Genomic DNA, 17,990 nt, shown 5'->3' on the forward strand with positions numbered 1-17,990 from the left:
CCTTATTTAGAGAAGCTGAGTCAGCAACTTGTTAGCAAATGGCAAGCATCACTTGAAAGAAGGTCTGACGACACTTGGAACAAGTAATGGCTTGCGCAGTTGCAACAAAGTCGCAGTTGAATCAACTCATCAGAGTGGTAGCGACAAATTAGTCTCTGTCTTCGGCTGTTTCAATTTCTTGAACAACGTCTTGTGCTTCTTCTTTCACGACTGATTCTGCTTCTTTTTCCAGCTGTTTCGCTGATTGTTGTTCCGCAAATTTGGTTAGTGCGTCAACGGTGATTAAATCATCATCGTCATCGTCCATATCGCGTAACTCAATCTCAGCTTCCTCAATGTCCAAGACACGCATGTCTAAACCAAGTGATTGTAATTCTTTCACTAATACTCGGAATGATTCAGGCACACCTGGTTTTGGAATTGGTTCACCTTTAACGATGGCTTCGTATGTTTTCACACGTCCGACAACGTCATCAGATTTGTAAGTTAAGATTTCTTGTAATGTGTAAGCAGCACCGTAAGCTTCCAGTGCCCAAACTTCCATTTCCCCGAAACGTTGTCCACCGAATTGAGCTTTACCACCCAACGGTTGTTGCGTAACAAGAGAGTAAGGTCCGATTGAACGAGCATGCAATTTGTCATCAACCATGTGGGCTAATTTAATCATATACATGACACCAACGGAAATACGGTTATCAAATGGTTCACCTGTACGTCCATCGTAAAGAACTGTTTTAGCATCGCTAGCCATACCAGCTTCACGAACAGTTTCCCAAACGTCTTCATCGGTTGCCCCATCGAAAACAGGTGTTGCGACGTGAATACCTAATTGGCGAGCAGCCATACCTAAGTGTAATTCAAGTACTTGTCCGATATTCATACGAGAAGGTACCCCTAATGGGTTCAACATGATATCAACAGGTGTTCCGTCAGGTAAGAATGGCATATCTTCTTCCGGCATAATACGGGAAACAACCCCTTTATTTCCGTGACGTCCCGCCATTTTATCTCCTTCGTGAATTTTACGTTTTTGAACGATATAGACACGAACTAACATGTTGACACCTGGTGATAATTCATCGCCAGCTTCACGAGTAAAGATTTTCACATCATGAACGATACCGCCGCCACCGTGAGGTACACGGAGAGACGTATCACGAACTTCGCGGGCCTTTTCCCCGAAGATTGCGTGTAATAAACGTTCTTCTGCAGATAATTCTGTAACCCCTTTAGGTGTGACTTTCCCAACTAGTAAGTCGCCATCTTGAACTTCAGCACCAATGCGGATAATCCCCATTTCGTCTAAGTCTTTCAATGCGTCTTCCCCAACGTTTGGAATTTCACGGGTAATTTCTTCAGGTCCTAATTTTGTATCGCGTGCTTCTGATTCATATTCTTCAATATGCACAGAAGTGTAGACATCGTCTTTAACTAAACGACGGCTCATGATAATGGCATCCTCGTAGTTGTAACCTTCCCATGTCATGAAGGCAACTAAGACGTTTTGCCCTAAAGCCATTTCGCCTTCTTCCATAGAAGGTCCATCCGCTAAAGTATCGCCTTTTTCAACTTTTTCACCTAAGTGAACAATTGGGCGTTGGTTGTAGCTTGTTCCTGAGTTAGAACGACGGAATTTTGTAACCATATATTTGTCTAATGCGCCATTGTCGCGACGAACGCGAATTTCTTTTGCATCGACGAATTCTACGACACCGTCATGTTTACATAGTAAAGCAGCACCTGAGTCATGGGCTGATTTATATTCCATACCTGTACCTACCCACGGAGAGCGTGGTTGAATTAACGGCACCGCTTGACGCTGCATGTTGGCACCCATCAAGGCACGGTTGGAGTCATCGTTTTCTAAGAAAGGAATACATGCTGTTGCGACTGCGACTACTTGTTTTGGTGAAACGTCCATGTAGTCAACTTTGTCTACGGCAACTTCTAAGTTTTCACTTTGTAGACGCGCCATAACAACATCATTGGCAAATGTGCCATCTTCATTTAAAAGTGAGTTCGCTTGCGCTACGATATAATGGTCTTCGATGTCTGCTGTTAAGTAATCTACTTGATCAGTAACACGGCCTGTCGCACGATCAACACGGCGATAAGGCGTTTCGATGAAACCAAATTTATTCACTTTTGCGTAACTAGATAAACTATTGATCAACCCGATATTTGGTCCCTCAGGCGTTTCAATTGGACACATACGACCATAGTGAGAGTAGTGAACGTCACGAACTTCATAACCGGCACGGTCACGAGTCAAACCACCAGGCCCTAAGGCTGATAGACGACGTTTATGGGTTAACTCACCTAATGGGTTTGTTTGGTCCATGAACTGTGATAACTGTGAAGAACCAAAGAATTCTTTGATACTTGCTACCACTGGACGGATGTTGATTAATTGTTGTGGTGTCAATGTTTCTGTGTCTTGAATAGACATTCTTTCACGAACCACACGTTCCATACGGGCTAAGCCAATACGGAATTGGTTTTGTAATAATTCGCCTACTGAACGGATACGACGATTACCTAAGTGGTCGATGTCATCGACATTGCCGATATCTTCCATTAAGTTGAAGAAGTAGCTCATTGAAGCAACGATATCTGCTGGACGAACTGTTTTTACGCTGTCGTCTGGATAGCCGTTACCAATCACATTTACGATACGTTCAGGATCTTTTGGTGAAAGAACTTGAATCACTTGGATTGTCATTGGTTCAGTTACTACCGCATCTTCACTTGGATAGTAAGTTACGCTGTTTAAGCCGTTGTCAATGTATTCGCCTAATGTTTCCATGATTTGGTGTGTTAAAACCGTGCCTTTTTCGACAATGATTTCACCAGTTTCTGGATCAACTAGCGTTTCAGCTAAGGTTAAGTTTAAGAGACGTGTTTTTAAGTCTAATTTTTTGTTAACTTTGTAGCGACCAACGTTTGCCAAATCATAACGTTTTGGATCAAAGAAACGTGCAGTTAACAAGCTACGTGAGCTATCTGCTGTTTTTGGTTCGCCTGGGCGAAGACGTTCATAAATGTCTTTCAAGCCTTCTTCTGTACGAGAATCACTTGCGTTTTTGTGTAAATCTTTTTCGATTGTGTTGCGTAAGCTTTCGCTGTCGCCGAAAATTTCGAAGATGGTATCATCTGAACCGAAACCTAAAGCACGAACTAACACAGTTAAAGGAATTTTACGTGTGCGGTCAATCCGAACATAAGAAATGTCTTTCGCATCTGTTTCCATTTCTAACCATGCACCACGGTTAGGAATGACTGTTGAGCCAAAACCTTCTTTGCCGTTTTTGTCCACTTTTCCATGGAAGTAAACACCTGGAGAACGAACTAATTGGGAAACGATAACACGTTCTGCCCCGTTGATGATGAAGGTACCCATTTCTGTCATTAATGGGAAATCGCCGAAGAATACTTCTTGGGATTTAATTTCACCTGTTTCACGGTTGGTTAAACGTAATGTTACATGTAATGGCGCAGAATAGTTGGCATCATGTGCGCGGGCTTCTTCTACTGTGTACTTTGGTTCTTTTAATTCATAGTCAACAAATTCTAAGGATAAGTTTCCTTGGAAATCATCAATTGGTAAAATGTCTTCAAACATTTCACGAAGTCCCTCATCTAAAAACCATTGATAAGAGTCTGTTTGGATTTCAATTAAATTTGGTAATTCCAATACTTCACTGATACGTGCGAAACTTCTACGTTCGCGATGCTTTCCGTATTTTACTACGTGTCCAGCCAAGCTCTTCACCCCTCTAGTTATAAGTCTATCAAAACACCGATCCGAAAAATTACATTTACGTTACATATATTAAATATATGTAACAAAAAGCATTTTTTGCAGTTTTTAAGCAAAAAAAAACCAAAAATAGAACATGCTTCCGAAAAATTTTCTGGCGTTTCTACTTTTGTTTTCCTATAAAAAACCGGAACGGACAATATTTCGCTCCTGCTTCGTCACTTTCAGATAGTTTTTGCTCTATAGATTCTACTACCTTTGTCCAGAAAAGTCAAGGGTTTCTTTAAGGTTTTCTTTTTCATAAAAAGGAGTTTTTTTGTAAAGGGTTTTAATGAAAAAATGCGTAATAAATAATTACGCATTTTTTCAACAACTAGAAAATATATTCAATTATTTGGTCAATTTTCGCCATATCTTTTAATGGCAAATGCTCAATTTGACTTAATTTTCTTTCAGTGAAGTCCAAAGATTTCAGTTGTGAGATCACTACTTGCCCATGGGTTTCTATGTCATCGGGCAACGTATATCGAGTGGGAATATTTTTAATGGTGGAAGTAATCGGGCAAATCACAGCAAACATGGTTTTCCGATTAAATTCATATCTTGACACGACTAAACCAGGGCGTCTCTTCTGAATTTCTTTACCTGCAGCAGGATCAAAATCAATCCATACAATATCTCCTTTTTTGGGAATGTACTTCTTTTCAACGTTCATTAAAAAAGTTCTCTCCCCTCAGGTGCAAGATCATGCCACTCATCTTTTTCATAATACTCACCTTCTGGACCTTCACTAAATGGATCCTGAATTTTAGGGACTAATGTAATTGTACCATCGTCAGAATACATCACAATATATTCTTGGTCGACTTTTGGTTTTTTACCATTATCAGTGGGTAAAGTTAAAACGACCGAGTTTCCTTGTCTTCTTGATTTAGTTGTTAGCATGAAATCACTCCCTCGCTTCATTATACTATGCCTTTGCAATGATAGAAAGAATTTTAAATCACACTTAATGTGACTGAGTTTACTATATAATGCGTGTGGGACAAAAATCACTTTGGATTTTTGCTCCACGCTCAAAAACTGATAAACGGCGGGAACAGAAGCAACACTACGCGTTGCTCCGATCTCAACAACTTCTAAGGTGTTTTCTCGACATGCGTCTCGTCACAGTACAGCCTTCAAAAGAGCTACAGCTCTAAGAGTTGCGATGTTTCACTGTGAAGCATGAACTGATGAAATCATCGTACCTACTTGGTTCTCGGAGTTAAACGCTTCTGGCCCGACCTCCTTTTCCCCTATCTTCCTCTTCACACAAAAAAACGAATGCAAAGATGCATTCGTTTTTGACTAACCGCCACCTAATAAAAAGTCTAGGACATTCATGCCGCCGCTTGTTTGGCTGCGGTAAAGTTCGGTGTAGCCGCATTGGGTACAGCTAATTGTAATAAATTTTTTATTTTGAACATCAAAAATTTTCGCAAAGTTCCCACCTGTTGCTTGAAATTGGTCCGATACATAGTGCATGTTGCCACATTTCTCACAAACATATTGTTGCTTTTCCATTCCCCTCACTCCTTCTCAATAAAATAAGTATAACAAACGCCTGCTTCATTTTCCTCCATCCTAAGATGGATTTTTTCACTAGTTGACCAAGCCTTTTCCTTTCCGCTACAATAAGCATAACGAATCGGAGGAAAAAATATGTCGACAAAAAGCCAAGTCCTAACTTTATTGATGAAACAAACGCCCGCATTCCTTTCGGGCGAAGAGATGGCACAACGTCTATCCTTATCTCGCACAGCTATTTGGAAAGCGATTAATGAATTGAAAAAAGATGGCTATCAAATTACTAGCGTGCAAAACAAAGGGTATCGCCTTGAAAAATCAGATGTCCTTTCTGCAGAAGGCATTCAGTTGGCATTATGGCCACAAACGCCGCCTTTAACAATTACCGTCCTAGAAACATCTGAATCTACCATGACCGATGCTAAGCGGGCGATTTTAGACCAGACGCCCGACAATACTTTGATTGTTGCTGACATGCAAGAGATGCCCCGGGGCAGGTTCGGCCGGCCGTTTTTCGCTACGCCAGGTAAAGGGATTTATATGAGCATGGTGCTTCAACCGAACCAAAATTTTGAAGAAATCGCTCAATATACTGTGATTATGGCCGTAGCGGTCGCTCGAGCAATGGATGCTCTGGCAGGCGTTCACACAGAAATTAAATGGGTCAATGATCTTTATTTAAACGGCAAAAAAGTTTGCGGGATTTTGTCGGAAGCCATGAGCAATGTGGAAACAGGGCAAATTTCCAATGTCATCATCGGCATGGGGATTAATTTTTCAATTACAGAAACCGAATTTCCTGAGGACATTCGGCAGAAAGTGACTTCCCTTTTCCCAGATGGTGAACCGACGGCGACGCGAAATGAATTAGTCGCCAACATTTGGAATCATTTTTATCAAATTTTAGACGAACGTTCAACGAAAGACTTTTTAGAAGAATACCGACAACGCTCCTTTGTGATTGGCAAAGACGTCGCTTTTACCCAAAATGGGCAAGACTTCCGCGGCGTTGCGACAACCATTAATGGAAATGGCGAATTGATTGTCCAGTTGCCTGATGGCACGGTCAAAACGTTGTCTTCTGGGGAAATTAGTTTGGACCAGATTGGTGAATGGCGTCGAGGATAAGTGGGGAAGTTTAGAAAAAAGAAAGAGGGACATCAGTCGTATTGACTGATGTCCCTCTTTCTTCTTCTGAAGATAATTAGCTGAACAAAAGCAGCCCCTTCGGAAATTTCTTCTTATTTCTTGGCGCTAAGCACTTTTGTCTCAGCCGCATTATCTTGATACCTGATTATTGAACATTAACATCTATCGCTTGATAAAATGAATTAATCGTGTCATTGATATCCCAAACGGCATAAATAACATGGTATCCTTTCCTATCAGCGGGAATCTTTATTCTGTGTGTTTCTGTATCATTGACCATAAATCCTTGACCAGGAGGTAAATCTTGACCGATTGGTTGCCCTACTATGCCAATCAGTTCCATTTCGTCCATCGTTAATGGTGCATTAGGATTCCATCCAGGTTTCGTCATATAGTATCTAAAACGATTGGTCTTATGTTTTGCCGTCATCACCCATTTAAAATTATTCTCTCCTGTTGTTATATTACTTTTTACCCAACGAGTGGCTGTTTGTTCATCTAGTTTGGAATAGCTTGCTAATCCAGCTGAAGGCAACCTTCCATTTAATTGACCCGTGTCTAATAATTTAGTTGGCGCTTCAATTCCTTGGGGTGTCGTGATAATTTCTGGCTGTGAGCTGTCTTGACCAGGTCCCCATCCAAATCCGTTTGCTTCCGCATTTTTGACTCGACTGACTGGGCTATCAACATAGCCGTGTGCATAACTCTGCTGTGCATCTCCTAAAGCAAAAACACTGATCATCGTTGCGCCTACTGCAATTATGAATAACATCATTTTTTTCATGTATATCGCTCCCTTATAAGCAAAACCCTTCAAAAAACATGTAATCTTAATCAACTGAAACGTAAAATCTCCACAACATCATTTTTACTTTTTCGATAGCGACCATCAACTTTGTGCACAATTATTGTCGACATATTTATTTTAAATGAACTAGCAATTCAATAGCAACTGTCCGCCTTTTTTACTGAGAAAAACTTATAGCACTCTTATAAAAAATGTTTGTTTTTTAATTTATCATTATTGAACACCAACTATTTATAGCGGTTAACCGAGAACAGCCTTGTACACTTTTTTAAGAATGCTCAAGTACTGTTTTTTTAACTGCTCACTTCCCCACACCTTTAAATTTATTTAAAAAACAATAAATTTTCTTAAACTTCATTGTGAGAACCGCTGCATAAATTCTATACTTCTAGCGTTAGATAAAATAACCTTGTTAGGTGAGGCTCCTATCCAAACATAGGCTATTGCGCAGAAATGTCGAAAGACACCAATGTGTAAAACAGGAATGGTCGAATTAAGGCTCTTCTAAAAATAGCTAAGAGAAATCTTTACGTTGGATAGTGCTAAAGCTCAGACGATGAGAACCGATTGGCTTGCTATGTCCTGTTTAGTCGCAAGCGCTTATTTACGATCGATGCTGGCTTAGTCTACTCTTTCAAGGGAAAAAGAAAGGGATTCTCATGCAAACATCGAATAAAAAATTTCCACTTTATGCCCTAACAACGCTTGGTTTTACTTTCCTCACTTTGTTAGTGGCGGCTAGTCCAAATTGGTTTCAACAAATGGACGAAGCTATCTATCACATCAAATGGCAATTAAATGCCCCACTTTTAACAGCGGTCAATCTGTTAGCAAAAACAGCCACAATTGGACCAATGCTGCTATTCTTCTTATTATTGATGGTATACCTTTTACGCAAAAAAGAAAAAATCCTAGCCTTTTGGGCTGTCAGTAACCTATTAGCTGTCGGATTCTTAGGGAGCGTTTTTAAACATGTGGTGGGTCGGGCTCGACCAAACCTAGGCGCTTTAGCTGACCGGAGCTCTGCTAGCTTTCCCAGCGGACATTCATTATTAGCAATGGCGCTAGTCTGTACGATTTTGATCATTTTGGCCTATCTTCATGTCGAAAAAACCAAAGGCATCAAAATTTTCTTACTCACTTATTTAGTTTTGATTGTGTTAGGTCGCTTAATCTTACGCGTTCATTATCCTAGTGATGTCATCGCTGGGATGCTCCTAAGTTATAGCTGGATCAACTTTTCATTTCAAATTGTTCAACGTTATTTGCCGGCACCTGAACCAGAGGAAGCAGAAGTACCGACACAACGCCGGCGCCGCCATTCTCGTAAAAGAAAAAGTTTATTCGTGGTCTTCAGTTTAACCCTTTTATTTTTAGGCACACTTTCTGTTTCGGCTTACGGCGTCAGCATGTATCGCAATTTGCAAAAAACGGCGAACACCATGTATAAACCAAGAAAATCTTCCACGAAGAGTCCCGATTTAGCCAAAGGGGAACCGGTTAGTTTCTTAATTATGGGGATTGCGAATGACTCAAAACGCAAAACCGATTACCGCTCCAACGCCTTAATGGTGGTTACAGTGAATAATCAATTACAAAAAACTACCATCACTAGCATCCCGCGCGACTACTATGTGGAAATGGCTGGCACCAATGGCGAATACAATAAAATCAATGCGGCCCACGTTTTCGGTGGTGCCGATATGCAAATTAAAACGGTTGAAAATGTCTTGCACATCCCAATCAATCATTACTTTTCAATTGATATGGATGCTATGAAGGACCTTGGCGATGCGGTGGGCGGCGTCACTGTCGACAACGCCTTTGCTTTTGACGCTGAAGGGATTCATTATCCGAAAGGCAAACAACATTTAGGTGGCTGGGAAGCTTTACAATACGCGCGTATGCGTTACGAAGACCCTGAAGGCGACTATGGTCGCCAACGTCGCCAGCGAGAAGTTTTAATTGAATTAACCAACAAGTTACTTTCTTTTAACAGCTTGCTAAAATATCAAGAAATTCTGGACGTAATCGGCGAACATGGTGAAACCGACTTGTCCTTTGACCAAATGATGGCAATGCTAAAAAAATACACCCCCGCACTAAAAACAATCGAAACCGATCAATTGAAAGGCTACGATTATACTGGCGATGGCGTGACAGGTATTGAAGGTATTTCTTATCAACTTGTGGAAGAGAGTGAACGTCAACGTGTCGAAAATGCCATCAAAGAACAAATGAACCTCTCTACGAAAGACACTGAACAATCACAATAACGACTAAAAAACAGCGCCCCTTAATGAAAGGGGCGCTGCTTAACTTTGCCTAGTTAGACGGTCATTTCAAAATGTAAAAATTTTGTCACCGTTAGTAACGGCTCTACATCAGAGAGGTATGTTGGCGCCTCTCTCTTTTCCTTGCTATTATAGCACACTTCCCTAAAAAAATATATTGAAAACTAATTATTTTTTAGCACCACATGGTATAATGTATGTGTAGAGAAGTTACGACGGTGGCTATCTAATCTGAAAGTGAGGTGGTGCGTATGAGCGTACTTCCAAAATTTACAGAAAGGAGAGGCCTTTTGTCAGCATATGAGACAATTCAGACGATTCTAGGTTTTGGTATGTTTACCATTGCTTTGATTGCGCTGATTGTGAAATTGCTTAAAAATGACAAGAAAAAATAACCGTCTACTTTGACTGAGTACGGTTATTTTTAAATAATTAACACGGTCACCGTCTTAAACGGCTCTACATCAGAGAGATATGTTGGAAGCATATCTCTCTTTTCTTTATCATTATAGCACAACAACCCTAAAAAGACCATCAATAAAAAATGCCTGAGCCTCCTATTTCAAGGCTCGGGCATTTTTATTTTAGGGACCAGTCACTAAATTCCAAGTGACCGCAGCATTGTACTGTTGTCCTTTGGTTCCTTGGTTGGCTGGTACTTCTAATTTAATGTTCTCAAACGTAAAATCCAGTTGGTAGACGTCACTACCTGTGAACTGTTGGTTTGCGACAACACTGGTTGCCACATTATTCGCCGTTAAGCTCAAAGAACTAGTCTTACCAACTGCTTTGATTTGTTCAGTTGCTTCGTTATAATTTGTAAAACTTGAAACATTCGCAGGACCTAACAATAAACGAGTCGCTGTTGGCAGACTATCTGTGGTTGCTTTCGGTTGAGATAGTTGCGCTGTCATCTGCCAATTCGGTTGATTTTTCTTAATTCGCAAGTAAGGATTGCGTGTACCATTTTCGTAGTAATCGGCCGCTTTTTTCAAGCCTGATTGTTGCGTTTTACTAGCAATATTCATTTGTCCAAAATCAAAGGTTGGCACGCTGATAAAGCCTTCTGCGGTTGGTGTAATTGTTCCTTGGGTTGTATCTGTCAGACGTACCGCATCCGCAGCGCTCACTGTCGCAAAATTTCCTGTGACATCAAGGGTTGCCGTCAAGCGTTGGTCTGATGTTCCTGAAATTTTGGTGCCAACAAGCGTCACGTTGGCTGTTTGACCTGCCGGTATTTCAAGACCTGTTAAGCTGATTCCTTCAGACCAAGTAGTCGCCGTTACTGGATAAATTTTCGGTGCTTGTCCGTCCAATTGGACAGAAAGTGACGTCGGCGTACCAATTCCTACAGGCCAAGTAGTCGCTGGTTTCACTGTCAGCGTTTTAAGTGGTGCCAGGCTGGTATTTTTCAGTGTTGCCACCCAATCTACACTATCGCCATTATTCACGACACGGTTGGTGCTGGTCAAAGTTAAAGCAGCAGTCGGTGTTTCTTCTTCGTAGACCGCCGTCATATCGTCATTATCATCAAAATCCACCTGATAAGTTGGCGTAGCCGTTGTCTTTAAGGTCGTTGGCTTGGCGGTTCCTTTATACCAACCAACAAACTTATAGGTTTTTGCCCCAGCCGCATAAACGCTTGGTAAAGCTTTTGAAGCAGTATAAGTAAAAGGATCACTGGTGACTGTGACTTGATTCCCTTGCGTAAATCCTTGAGGTGGCGTGATTTTTGCGCCAGATTTATCTACAAAGTTTTCAGTCACTCGGCGATTGGTCGCATAGTAATAGATTGGCTTATTAGGATACATTTCTACGCCTGTTGGTGCCACGCTACTTCGAATTAACGTAGCTTTGTACAAACTAGAGAAACTTTGTGTAGGCTCTTCTTTCCAATGAAACTCAATTATTTTGTATTGATTGGCTTTGACTTTCGAAGCAGAAAAGTAAGGTGGTTGTGCCCCCGCATCATACGGATTACCACTAAACATATTCTCAACACGCCCTGCAACTGGATAATCTAGTCCTTGGTAGTTGGCAGGTTTGGTAAAAGAAATTTCTTGGTATTGTCTTGGAATCGTAATCAATGAATTTTTTGTTCCATAGAAATTCATCTGGGGAGTCAATACATATTCCTTTTGCGGGATCGTCAAAGTTTTAACGTTGCCTGTACTGTCGACAGCTGAAACATTACTTAAAACCGTACTCAGCCCATCGATTGTTTCAACAATATCAGTAGTCACCTGAAACCCTGTCGGCTGAAGCAATTGCCCATCTTCCCCAACAAAACCAAATGTCACCGTATTTCCGCCGTATTTAATTTCTTCGTAAACAACGGTTAAATCATCGTTATCGTCAAACGTTGTATCATACTCAGGCGTTCGACTCGTTTCTAACACCTTAGGCTTGGTTTTGCCTTTATACCAGCCTTTAAATCGGTAAGCTTTATTGTTTAAAAAATAACTAAACGGCAATTCCTTCGCCAATTTAAAATGATAAGTATCACTGTCAATCACCGTTTGATTCCCTTGCGTGAAGCCTGTAGGCATTAGTACCTCAGCGCCTGCTTCATCAACATAGTGTTCAGTGACGCGGCGGTTTTCTAAGAAATAGTACATCGTGTTATCTGTCGTGAAATACGTTGGCTGAGCTTCCGTCGATGCCATACTTAAAGCTGCACTATATACCGTTTTGGTAACATCAGGTAGCCAATTACTTCTGTACATACGATAGCTATGAGGCGTCGGTAAATTGTATAAACTATAACGAGTACCATCCGTTGTTATCCGTTCATCTGCCTGACCACTAATATATCTTAACAACGTTGTCGCCAAAGGATAGGCGGTCGTTGAGCCAGTGTAGAATGAACCAGGTGTGACTGTTGGGATTTGATAGCGCTTGGGAATAGTCAAACGAAAATCGGTTACCCCAGAAGTAGAAACTTTAATTTTAGGTACATAGGTTAGTGTTTGGCTAGGAACGGTTAACTGTTTTAAATTACCTGCATTAGCGCCTGTAACAGTCCCCACCTTCTGGACCACATTATCCTCGACAGTTGTTAAGTTCGCCTGAATGTCTACATTCGTTGGCGCAACAAGCGCCCCTTTTTCATCAACAAAGCCAAACTTATAGGTAACTTCTGGAATAGTAGTGGTCATTTCTTTCACTTCATCATAAAAAACATATAAATTGTCGGCACCATCGTAAGTGACATCAAATTCTGGCGTCAATGATGTTTCTAATTTAACAGCTTTCGGATCCGCTGGTCTTACTGCCCCTTTGTACCAGCCCTTAAATCGAAAATAACGATTCCCAGAAGAGTAAGTTGCTGGAAACGCCTTAGGTGCTTTGTAGTGAAACGCGTCTGAATCAACCACTGTTTTTGAAAGACTGGCATTATACCCTGTAGGATACGCAGGTAAAGCGCCTGGTTCCATGGTACTATAATAAATACTAACCCGTCTGTTGGGTACATAATAGTAAACAGTGTCATCCGTCGTATAATAATCATTGGCACCACTTGTTGTGGCCATACTAAAGCCATAAGCAAACTTAGTCTTTGATACATCGCTTTGCCAAGAAACTGTGGTAAACGCGTATTGCTTCGGAGTAGTTCTAAGCAACCTAAAGCGCGTACCACTCTCATCTGTTTCTGTTACTTCATTGTTTGTAAGACGAACTCGCTTAGATTGAGCGATTGGAAATGTTGTGCCTGTATAATAAGTAGTGGGGGACATTTGAGGTAAATCATAGTAACCAGGTAAACGAATTTGACTATTCCGAACTCCTGAATACCCCGTATTTCCCGTACTATCATCATCAGCCAACGTCACTGTCGGCACCGTCATTTCTTTAAGATTACCGACATTGCTTGTGACAACATCACCAACTTTGCCAGAGGTGCCTTGCGCTTCAACCTTCATTGCCTCGCCAGTAATCGTGACTTTAGCGGGATCGATATAATTACCCGCTTCATCAATAAACGCTAATTTATACGTTTTAGCGGGAATAGCAAATGTACCTGCCGCTCGATTTTCTCGTTTGCTCCCTTGCTGGAGGTCAGGCATAAGCGGGACAGGCTGATCCAGTTGGAAGTTTTCAGAAACTTCTGTCACTGGCGGTTCTTCTGGTTGCGCTTCTGCCACCGTTGTTGTAATTGGTGGAATCACTGGTAGTCCTCGAAGAGCTGCTCCGCTCTCTGAACTTTCTGGTGGTGCATCAGCTTGCGGTTCTTCTTGTGGTTTTTCTTGAGTGATATTTGGTGCGGTTATAGTTTCAGCAATTGCTGGGATGCCATTTAATGAACTGATTAGTAAAGAACCACACAAAGCGATTGCAAATAAACGGTTTCTTTTTTGATTCATGCCATTCTCCTTTTTTATGTAACTTTTTATTGTTATTTTTATTGTCCTATGTATGATTTTTTGTATGATTTTCATTTTATCAAAAAAAGTCCCCGCTGAAATTTTAAATTTTGATACGACAACTTGATATTTCCAATGATTCCTTTTATACCAAGGAGGAACCACTGTTTTTTGGTAAAAAACAGCCTGGAAATCAGTGGAATTCACCATTTTCTCTCTAATTTCCGCTAATTTTTCTTGATATTTATTGAAAAAAGCTCAAAATGTTAGTAATCAGAACTAACATTTTGAGCTTTTCTTCTCTATTCTTAACAATTAGGGAACAGGAAAATCTTTTAAAGCTGAAAAATGACAAGAAAAAATAACCGTCTACTTTGACCAAGTACGGTTATTTTTAAATAATAACGGGTCACCGTCTTAAACGGCTCTACACTAGAGAGGTATGTTACAGCATATCTCTCTTTTCATTGCTATTATAGCACAATTACCTAAAAAAACATATTGGAAACTAATTATTTTTTAGCCCTACATGGTATAATAAAATTGTAGAGAAGTTATGGCGGCGGCTATCCAATCTGAAAGGTGGTGGTGCTTATGAATGTAAGTACTAAAATCTATGAAAGGAGAGGCCTTTTGTCTATCGCAGAAGCTTTAGCTCTGATGATTAGTTTCGGTTCTTTTATCGCAACGTTAATCTTCGGAATCCTAGAGGCTGTTAAAGAAGACAATAAAAAATAACCGTCAACTTTAGCGAGCACGGTTATTTTTTATAAATCACTAAAAATCGCTACCGTCTTAAACGGCTCTACACTAGAGAGGTATGTTACAGCATATCTCTCTTTTCAATGCTATTATAGCACAACGACCATCAAAAGACCATCAATAAAAATGCCCGAGCCTTAGAAAAATAAGAGGCTCGGGCATTTTTATTTTAGGGGCCAGTCACTAAATTCCACGTGACGGCGGCTTGGTATTGTTGGCCTGCCATGCCTTGGTTGGCTGGCACTTCTAGTTTGATGTTAGCAAACGTGAAGTCCAGTTGGTAGACGTCACTGCCTGTGAACTGTTGGTTTGCGACCACCGCTGTTGCGGTATTGTCGGCGGTTAAAGTCACGGTGCTGGTCTTGCCAAATGGTGTCCTGGTTTCTGTTGGTTGGTTGTAATCGGTAAAGCTGGCAGCAGCGGCCGTTCCTAGCAACAAGCGAGTCGTTGTTGGCAGGCTGTCTGTGGCTGATTTCGGTTGTGACAGCTGCGCCGTTAAACTCCAATTGGCTTGGCTAGTATTCAGGCGTAAATAAGGGTTGCGAGTGCCATTGCCGTAGTAATCTGCGGCCTTCTTCAAACCATATTGTTGCTTACTTCCTGAGATTGCTAGTTTACCAAAATCAAATGTCGGGGTACTAATAAAGCCGTCGCCGTCAGGGCTCGTAATTTCTTGATCTAAATCTTTAATACGGACCGTATCTTTGGCGGTTAAGCTGCCAAAGTTGCCCGTTACCTCAACATCAGCGGTTAAAACTTGACCAGGTTGACCTGTCACGGTGGTTCCTAATACGTTCATTTTTAATTGACCGCCAGCTGGTAAAGGCTGATCCAACGTGATGGACACTCCTGCACCGGTCGTCCATTGTTCTTTGGTGACAGGAAAGGCTTTGGTGTTTTGACCTGTTCCTTGTACAAATATCGTGTTGGGTGCGCCGATGCCAGCCGCCCAAGTTGCCGTTGGCTTGATTTTAATGGTGGTTAACGGCGCTTCGCCTGTGTTCTTCAGTAGTGCTTCCCAGTAGTCCATTGTGGCGCCATTTTCGATTATGTCAACGGCACCTGTTAACGCTAGTTCCGCGGTGGGAATCGCTTCTTGGTACACAGCGGTCATGTCGTCCTCATCATTAAAAGTTGGTGTAAAACTTGGGGTCGTTGTCGTCTTTAATGTTGCTGGCTTGGTTTTGCCTTTAAACCAGCCTTGGAAGATATAAGTTTTTTCACCAGCTTGGTAGATCTTCGGTAAAGCTTTCGTGGCGGTGTAGACATAGTTTTCACTGTCCATCACTAGCTGGTTTCCTTGTGTAAAGCCAGTTGGTGGCGTGATTTTTGCACCACTATCATCTACAAAATGTTCTGTGACCCGCCGATTTTCTAAGTAATAATAAATGGTGCCATCGGGGGTCGATAAATTATAGTTGCCCCCAGCAGTTCCTGAATAGATACTCATTGAGTAAAGTGTCTTCGTGGTGTCCCACGTCCAATAAGAACGGCGGGCAGTATAGCGCGTAGCACTTTTTTGGGTCAAGTTATACGCAGTGGTTCCCACTAAACTACTAACAATATTGTCGGGGTTTTCGATGCCACGGCGCACTTCATTTGGCACTGGATACTTGGTTTTATCCCCGGTATACGTAGTAGTTGGTTTAATCGAAATCGTCTGGTAATACTTAGGAATTTCAACACTCACTTCTTGCGGGCCATAAGTCACGATTGTCCCATCGTCTGGGCGTGTATAGACTTTTTGCGGGATGGCTAATTTCTTTAATTGACTTGCTGGCATATCGATTCCATCAATTGTGGGAAAAGTCGTCATTTCCCCTGTGGCTCCGTCACTTTCACCCATGGTCGCACTTAGCTTAAAATTGGCGGGATTAATCAAGTTTCCTTGCTCATCAACATAGCCGAACAAAGCTTCTCTCGCTGGCAACGTATAGGTTTTCATCACTGCTTCTTCATAGACCACATGCAAATCGTCATTGTCATCATAGGTCACCGCATAACTAGGCGTTTTGGTGGTTTCCAACGTGCTAGGTTTCGCATTCCCTTTGTACCAACCTTTAAATAAATACGTCTTCCCATCACTGCCTGTGTAACGCTCAGGCAAGGTGCCTTCTTGGGTAAAAGTAAAATCCTCCCCCGTCACAATGGTTTTCTTATCCTGCGTAAAACCTTCTGGCGCAGGAATCGCCCCGCCTGCGGGATTCTCAAATTTTTCCGTGACACGCCGCTTGGTTAAATAATAATACACAGGACCCGCTGTTCCTCGTCTTTGGTGCGAACTAGTTGGACCGCCGACATCTCCATAAAAATAGGTCAGTGCATACGTAACGCCTCCTGGTGCCGTAGCTACCGTATATTTAAACGTCTTTTTAGGACCAAACGTCAGCTTATTGGGCATTTTTTCATTGGTTAACTCTAATTCCGTCTCCGCATTGGCGCCCACATAGTTCGTCACTTTGCCCCCAACGTTCGCAAAAACCGTTGGCACTGGATATTGCGTAGTGTCTCCTGTATAAAACGTACTTGGTCGAATGTCCAGGCTTTGATACTCCTTAGGAATAGTAAACGACACTTCAGAAACGCCATAAATATTACTTGGATTCTGGTTATTTGTATCATATTTAAAAGCTGGTGACGTTGGAATAGACAGTAGCTTTCCGCCATTCACAGTGGTGGGCTCAAGGGGGGTTCGTTGTAATTTCTCTTCATAAAACGAAAACGAAGAAAGATTGACCGCCATCGTAATTCGGTCGGGATCAAACAACGTCCCGTCTTCCTCCACAAAGAAAAAGGGAATCTCGCGCCCTTCCACAGAAGAATAACCAATCGCTCGAGCAGCAATTCTTGCCGTTTCCTGTGGCGGCACTGTTTTCGCTTCACTAGCGACCGTTGCCTGTGACTCTTCGGTTGTTTGTGTCGTCTGGCTCGCTTCGTCACTAGACTGAGATGTTGCTACTCCTTGCTCCGTCTCCCCAGTAATCGTTTCCGCTAACACAGTCACACCAACCACTGAATCCATGAACAAAGAACAACTTAACCCAACAACTAGCCATCTTTTCCAATTTACTCGCTTCATCTTGCTCCTTCTTTCTATGTAAAAATTCAATCTATAGTCTCTATAAAGTCCTTTCTTAATCAGTATCCTGTTATTATCGATACTGATAACTAGCATTTTTTTATTTATTTTACCAAAGAACACACCGCTTGAAATTTCAAATTTTGACATATTGAGTGCCGTTTTTTAGTGATTCCTATCCTTTCAAGGCTGAGCGCCTCTGTTC

Annotated in this window: 11 protein-coding genes and 1 riboswitch; of the genes, 4 read left to right on the top strand and 7 right to left on the bottom strand. The window is 41.6% G+C overall.

Features of this window, described 5'->3' with window-relative positions; translation table 11 throughout:
• Positions 1–148: 148 nt before the first annotated feature.
• The 4 genes from rpoB to IGL36_RS12965 all read right to left on the bottom strand — a co-directional run bounded on the left by rpoB (position 149) and on the right by IGL36_RS12965 (position 5,326).
• On the bottom strand, positions 149–3,763 hold the full coding sequence (rpoB, locus tag IGL36_RS12950) for a DNA-directed RNA polymerase subunit beta (RefSeq protein ID WP_002389470.1): 3,615 nt from the start codon (positions 3,761–3,763) through the stop codon (positions 149–151).
• Positions 3,764–4,133: 370 nt separating this feature from the next.
• Entirely contained in the window at positions 4,134–4,475 is a 342-nt protein-coding gene (locus tag IGL36_RS12955; protein ID WP_002360937.1) for a type II toxin-antitoxin system PemK/MazF family toxin, read from the bottom strand.
• The gene (gene mazE, locus IGL36_RS12960; protein WP_002367500.1) at positions 4,475–4,705 is read right to left on the bottom strand and encodes a type II toxin-antitoxin system PemI/MazE family antitoxin; all 231 of its coding nucleotides are present in this window, start codon (positions 4,703–4,705) and stop codon (positions 4,475–4,477) included. Before mazE ends, IGL36_RS12955 begins: the two co-directional genes overlap by 1 nt.
• A gap of 405 nt (positions 4,706–5,110) precedes the next feature.
• Complete coding sequence (locus tag IGL36_RS12965) at positions 5,111–5,326, bottom strand: zinc ribbon domain-containing protein (RefSeq protein WP_002354768.1); 216 nt, start codon at positions 5,324–5,326, stop codon at positions 5,111–5,113.
• A 138-nt stretch (positions 5,327–5,464) separates the two neighbouring features.
• Here IGL36_RS12965 and IGL36_RS12970 point away from each other — a divergent pair, with 138 nt between their 5' ends.
• The gene (locus IGL36_RS12970; protein ID WP_002398510.1) at positions 5,465–6,457 is read left to right on the top strand and encodes a biotin--[acetyl-CoA-carboxylase] ligase; all 993 of its coding nucleotides are present in this window, start codon (positions 5,465–5,467) and stop codon (positions 6,455–6,457) included.
• A gap of 166 nt (positions 6,458–6,623) precedes the next feature.
• On the opposite strand, the gene IGL36_RS12975 is transcribed toward IGL36_RS12970, so the two are convergent.
• Entirely contained in the window at positions 6,624–7,262 is a 639-nt protein-coding gene (locus IGL36_RS12975; RefSeq protein ID WP_002378863.1) for a lytic polysaccharide monooxygenase, read from the bottom strand.
• Positions 7,263–7,687: 425 nt separating this feature from the next.
• Positions 7,688–7,854, top strand: a riboswitch (M-box (ykoK) riboswitch).
• A gap of 91 nt (positions 7,855–7,945) precedes the next feature.
• Between IGL36_RS12975 and IGL36_RS12980 the strand changes: the two genes are divergently transcribed.
• Positions 7,946–9,562: a phosphatase PAP2/LCP family protein gene (locus IGL36_RS12980; RefSeq protein WP_002372620.1), complete on the top strand. Its 1,617-nt coding sequence runs from the start codon at positions 7,946–7,948 to the stop codon at positions 9,560–9,562.
• Positions 9,563–9,831: 269 nt separating this feature from the next.
• The gene (pepG1, locus tag IGL36_RS12985; protein WP_002367458.1) at positions 9,832–9,975 is read left to right on the top strand and encodes a type I toxin-antitoxin system toxin PepG1; all 144 of its coding nucleotides are present in this window, start codon (positions 9,832–9,834) and stop codon (positions 9,973–9,975) included.
• Positions 9,976–10,164: 189 nt separating this feature from the next.
• Here pepG1 and IGL36_RS12990 read toward each other — a convergent pair whose 3' ends face one another.
• Positions 10,165–13,944, bottom strand: coding sequence for a WxL domain-containing protein (locus tag IGL36_RS12990; RefSeq protein ID WP_010818049.1), 3,780 nt, complete (start codon positions 13,942–13,944; stop codon positions 10,165–10,167).
• A 594-nt stretch (positions 13,945–14,538) separates the two neighbouring features.
• On the opposite strand from IGL36_RS12990, the gene IGL36_RS12995 reads away from it, so the two are divergent.
• The gene (locus IGL36_RS12995) at positions 14,539–14,682 is read left to right on the top strand and encodes a putative holin-like toxin (protein WP_002396786.1); all 144 of its coding nucleotides are present in this window, start codon (positions 14,539–14,541) and stop codon (positions 14,680–14,682) included.
• 193 nt (positions 14,683–14,875) lie between these two features.
• On the opposite strand, the gene IGL36_RS13000 is transcribed toward IGL36_RS12995, so the two are convergent.
• On the bottom strand, positions 14,876–17,935 hold the full coding sequence (locus tag IGL36_RS13000) for a WxL domain-containing protein (protein ID WP_002398514.1): 3,060 nt from the start codon (positions 17,933–17,935) through the stop codon (positions 14,876–14,878).
• Positions 17,936–17,990 lie beyond the last annotated feature (55 nt).

Source organism: Enterococcus sp. AZ011, from assembly GCF_050548355.1.
GTDB lineage: Bacteria > Bacillota > Bacilli > Lactobacillales > Enterococcaceae > Enterococcus > Enterococcus faecalis.

What these genes read in the sequence shown, in the direction of transcription:
- IGL36_RS12965 (WP_002354768.1), bottom strand. Translation starts at nt 5,326, where the DNA reads ATGGAAAAGCAACAATATGTTTGTGAGAAATGTGGCAACATGCACTAT.
- IGL36_RS12980 (WP_002372620.1), top strand. Translation starts at nt 7,946, where the DNA reads ATGCAAACATCGAATAAAAAATTTCCACTTTATGCCCTAACAACGCTT.
- IGL36_RS12970 (WP_002398510.1), top strand. Translation starts at nt 5,465, where the DNA reads ATGTCGACAAAAAGCCAAGTCCTAACTTTATTGATGAAACAAACGCCC.
- IGL36_RS12995 (WP_002396786.1), top strand. Translation starts at nt 14,539, where the DNA reads ATGAATGTAAGTACTAAAATCTATGAAAGGAGAGGCCTTTTGTCTATC.
- mazE (WP_002367500.1), bottom strand. Translation starts at nt 4,705, where the DNA reads ATGCTAACAACTAAATCAAGAAGACAAGGAAACTCGGTCGTTTTAACT.
- pepG1 (WP_002367458.1), top strand. Translation starts at nt 9,832, where the DNA reads ATGAGCGTACTTCCAAAATTTACAGAAAGGAGAGGCCTTTTGTCAGCA.
- IGL36_RS12955 (WP_002360937.1), bottom strand. Translation starts at nt 4,475, where the DNA reads ATGAACGTTGAAAAGAAGTACATTCCCAAAAAAGGAGATATTGTATGG.
- IGL36_RS12975 (WP_002378863.1), bottom strand. Translation starts at nt 7,262, where the DNA reads ATGAAAAAAATGATGTTATTCATAATTGCAGTAGGCGCAACGATGATC.
- IGL36_RS13000 (WP_002398514.1), bottom strand. Translation starts at nt 17,935, where the DNA reads ATGTCAAAATTTGAAATTTCAAGCGGTGTGTTCTTTGGTAAAATAAAT.
- IGL36_RS12990 (WP_010818049.1), bottom strand. Translation starts at nt 13,944, where the DNA reads ATGAATCAAAAAAGAAACCGTTTATTTGCAATCGCTTTGTGTGGTTCT.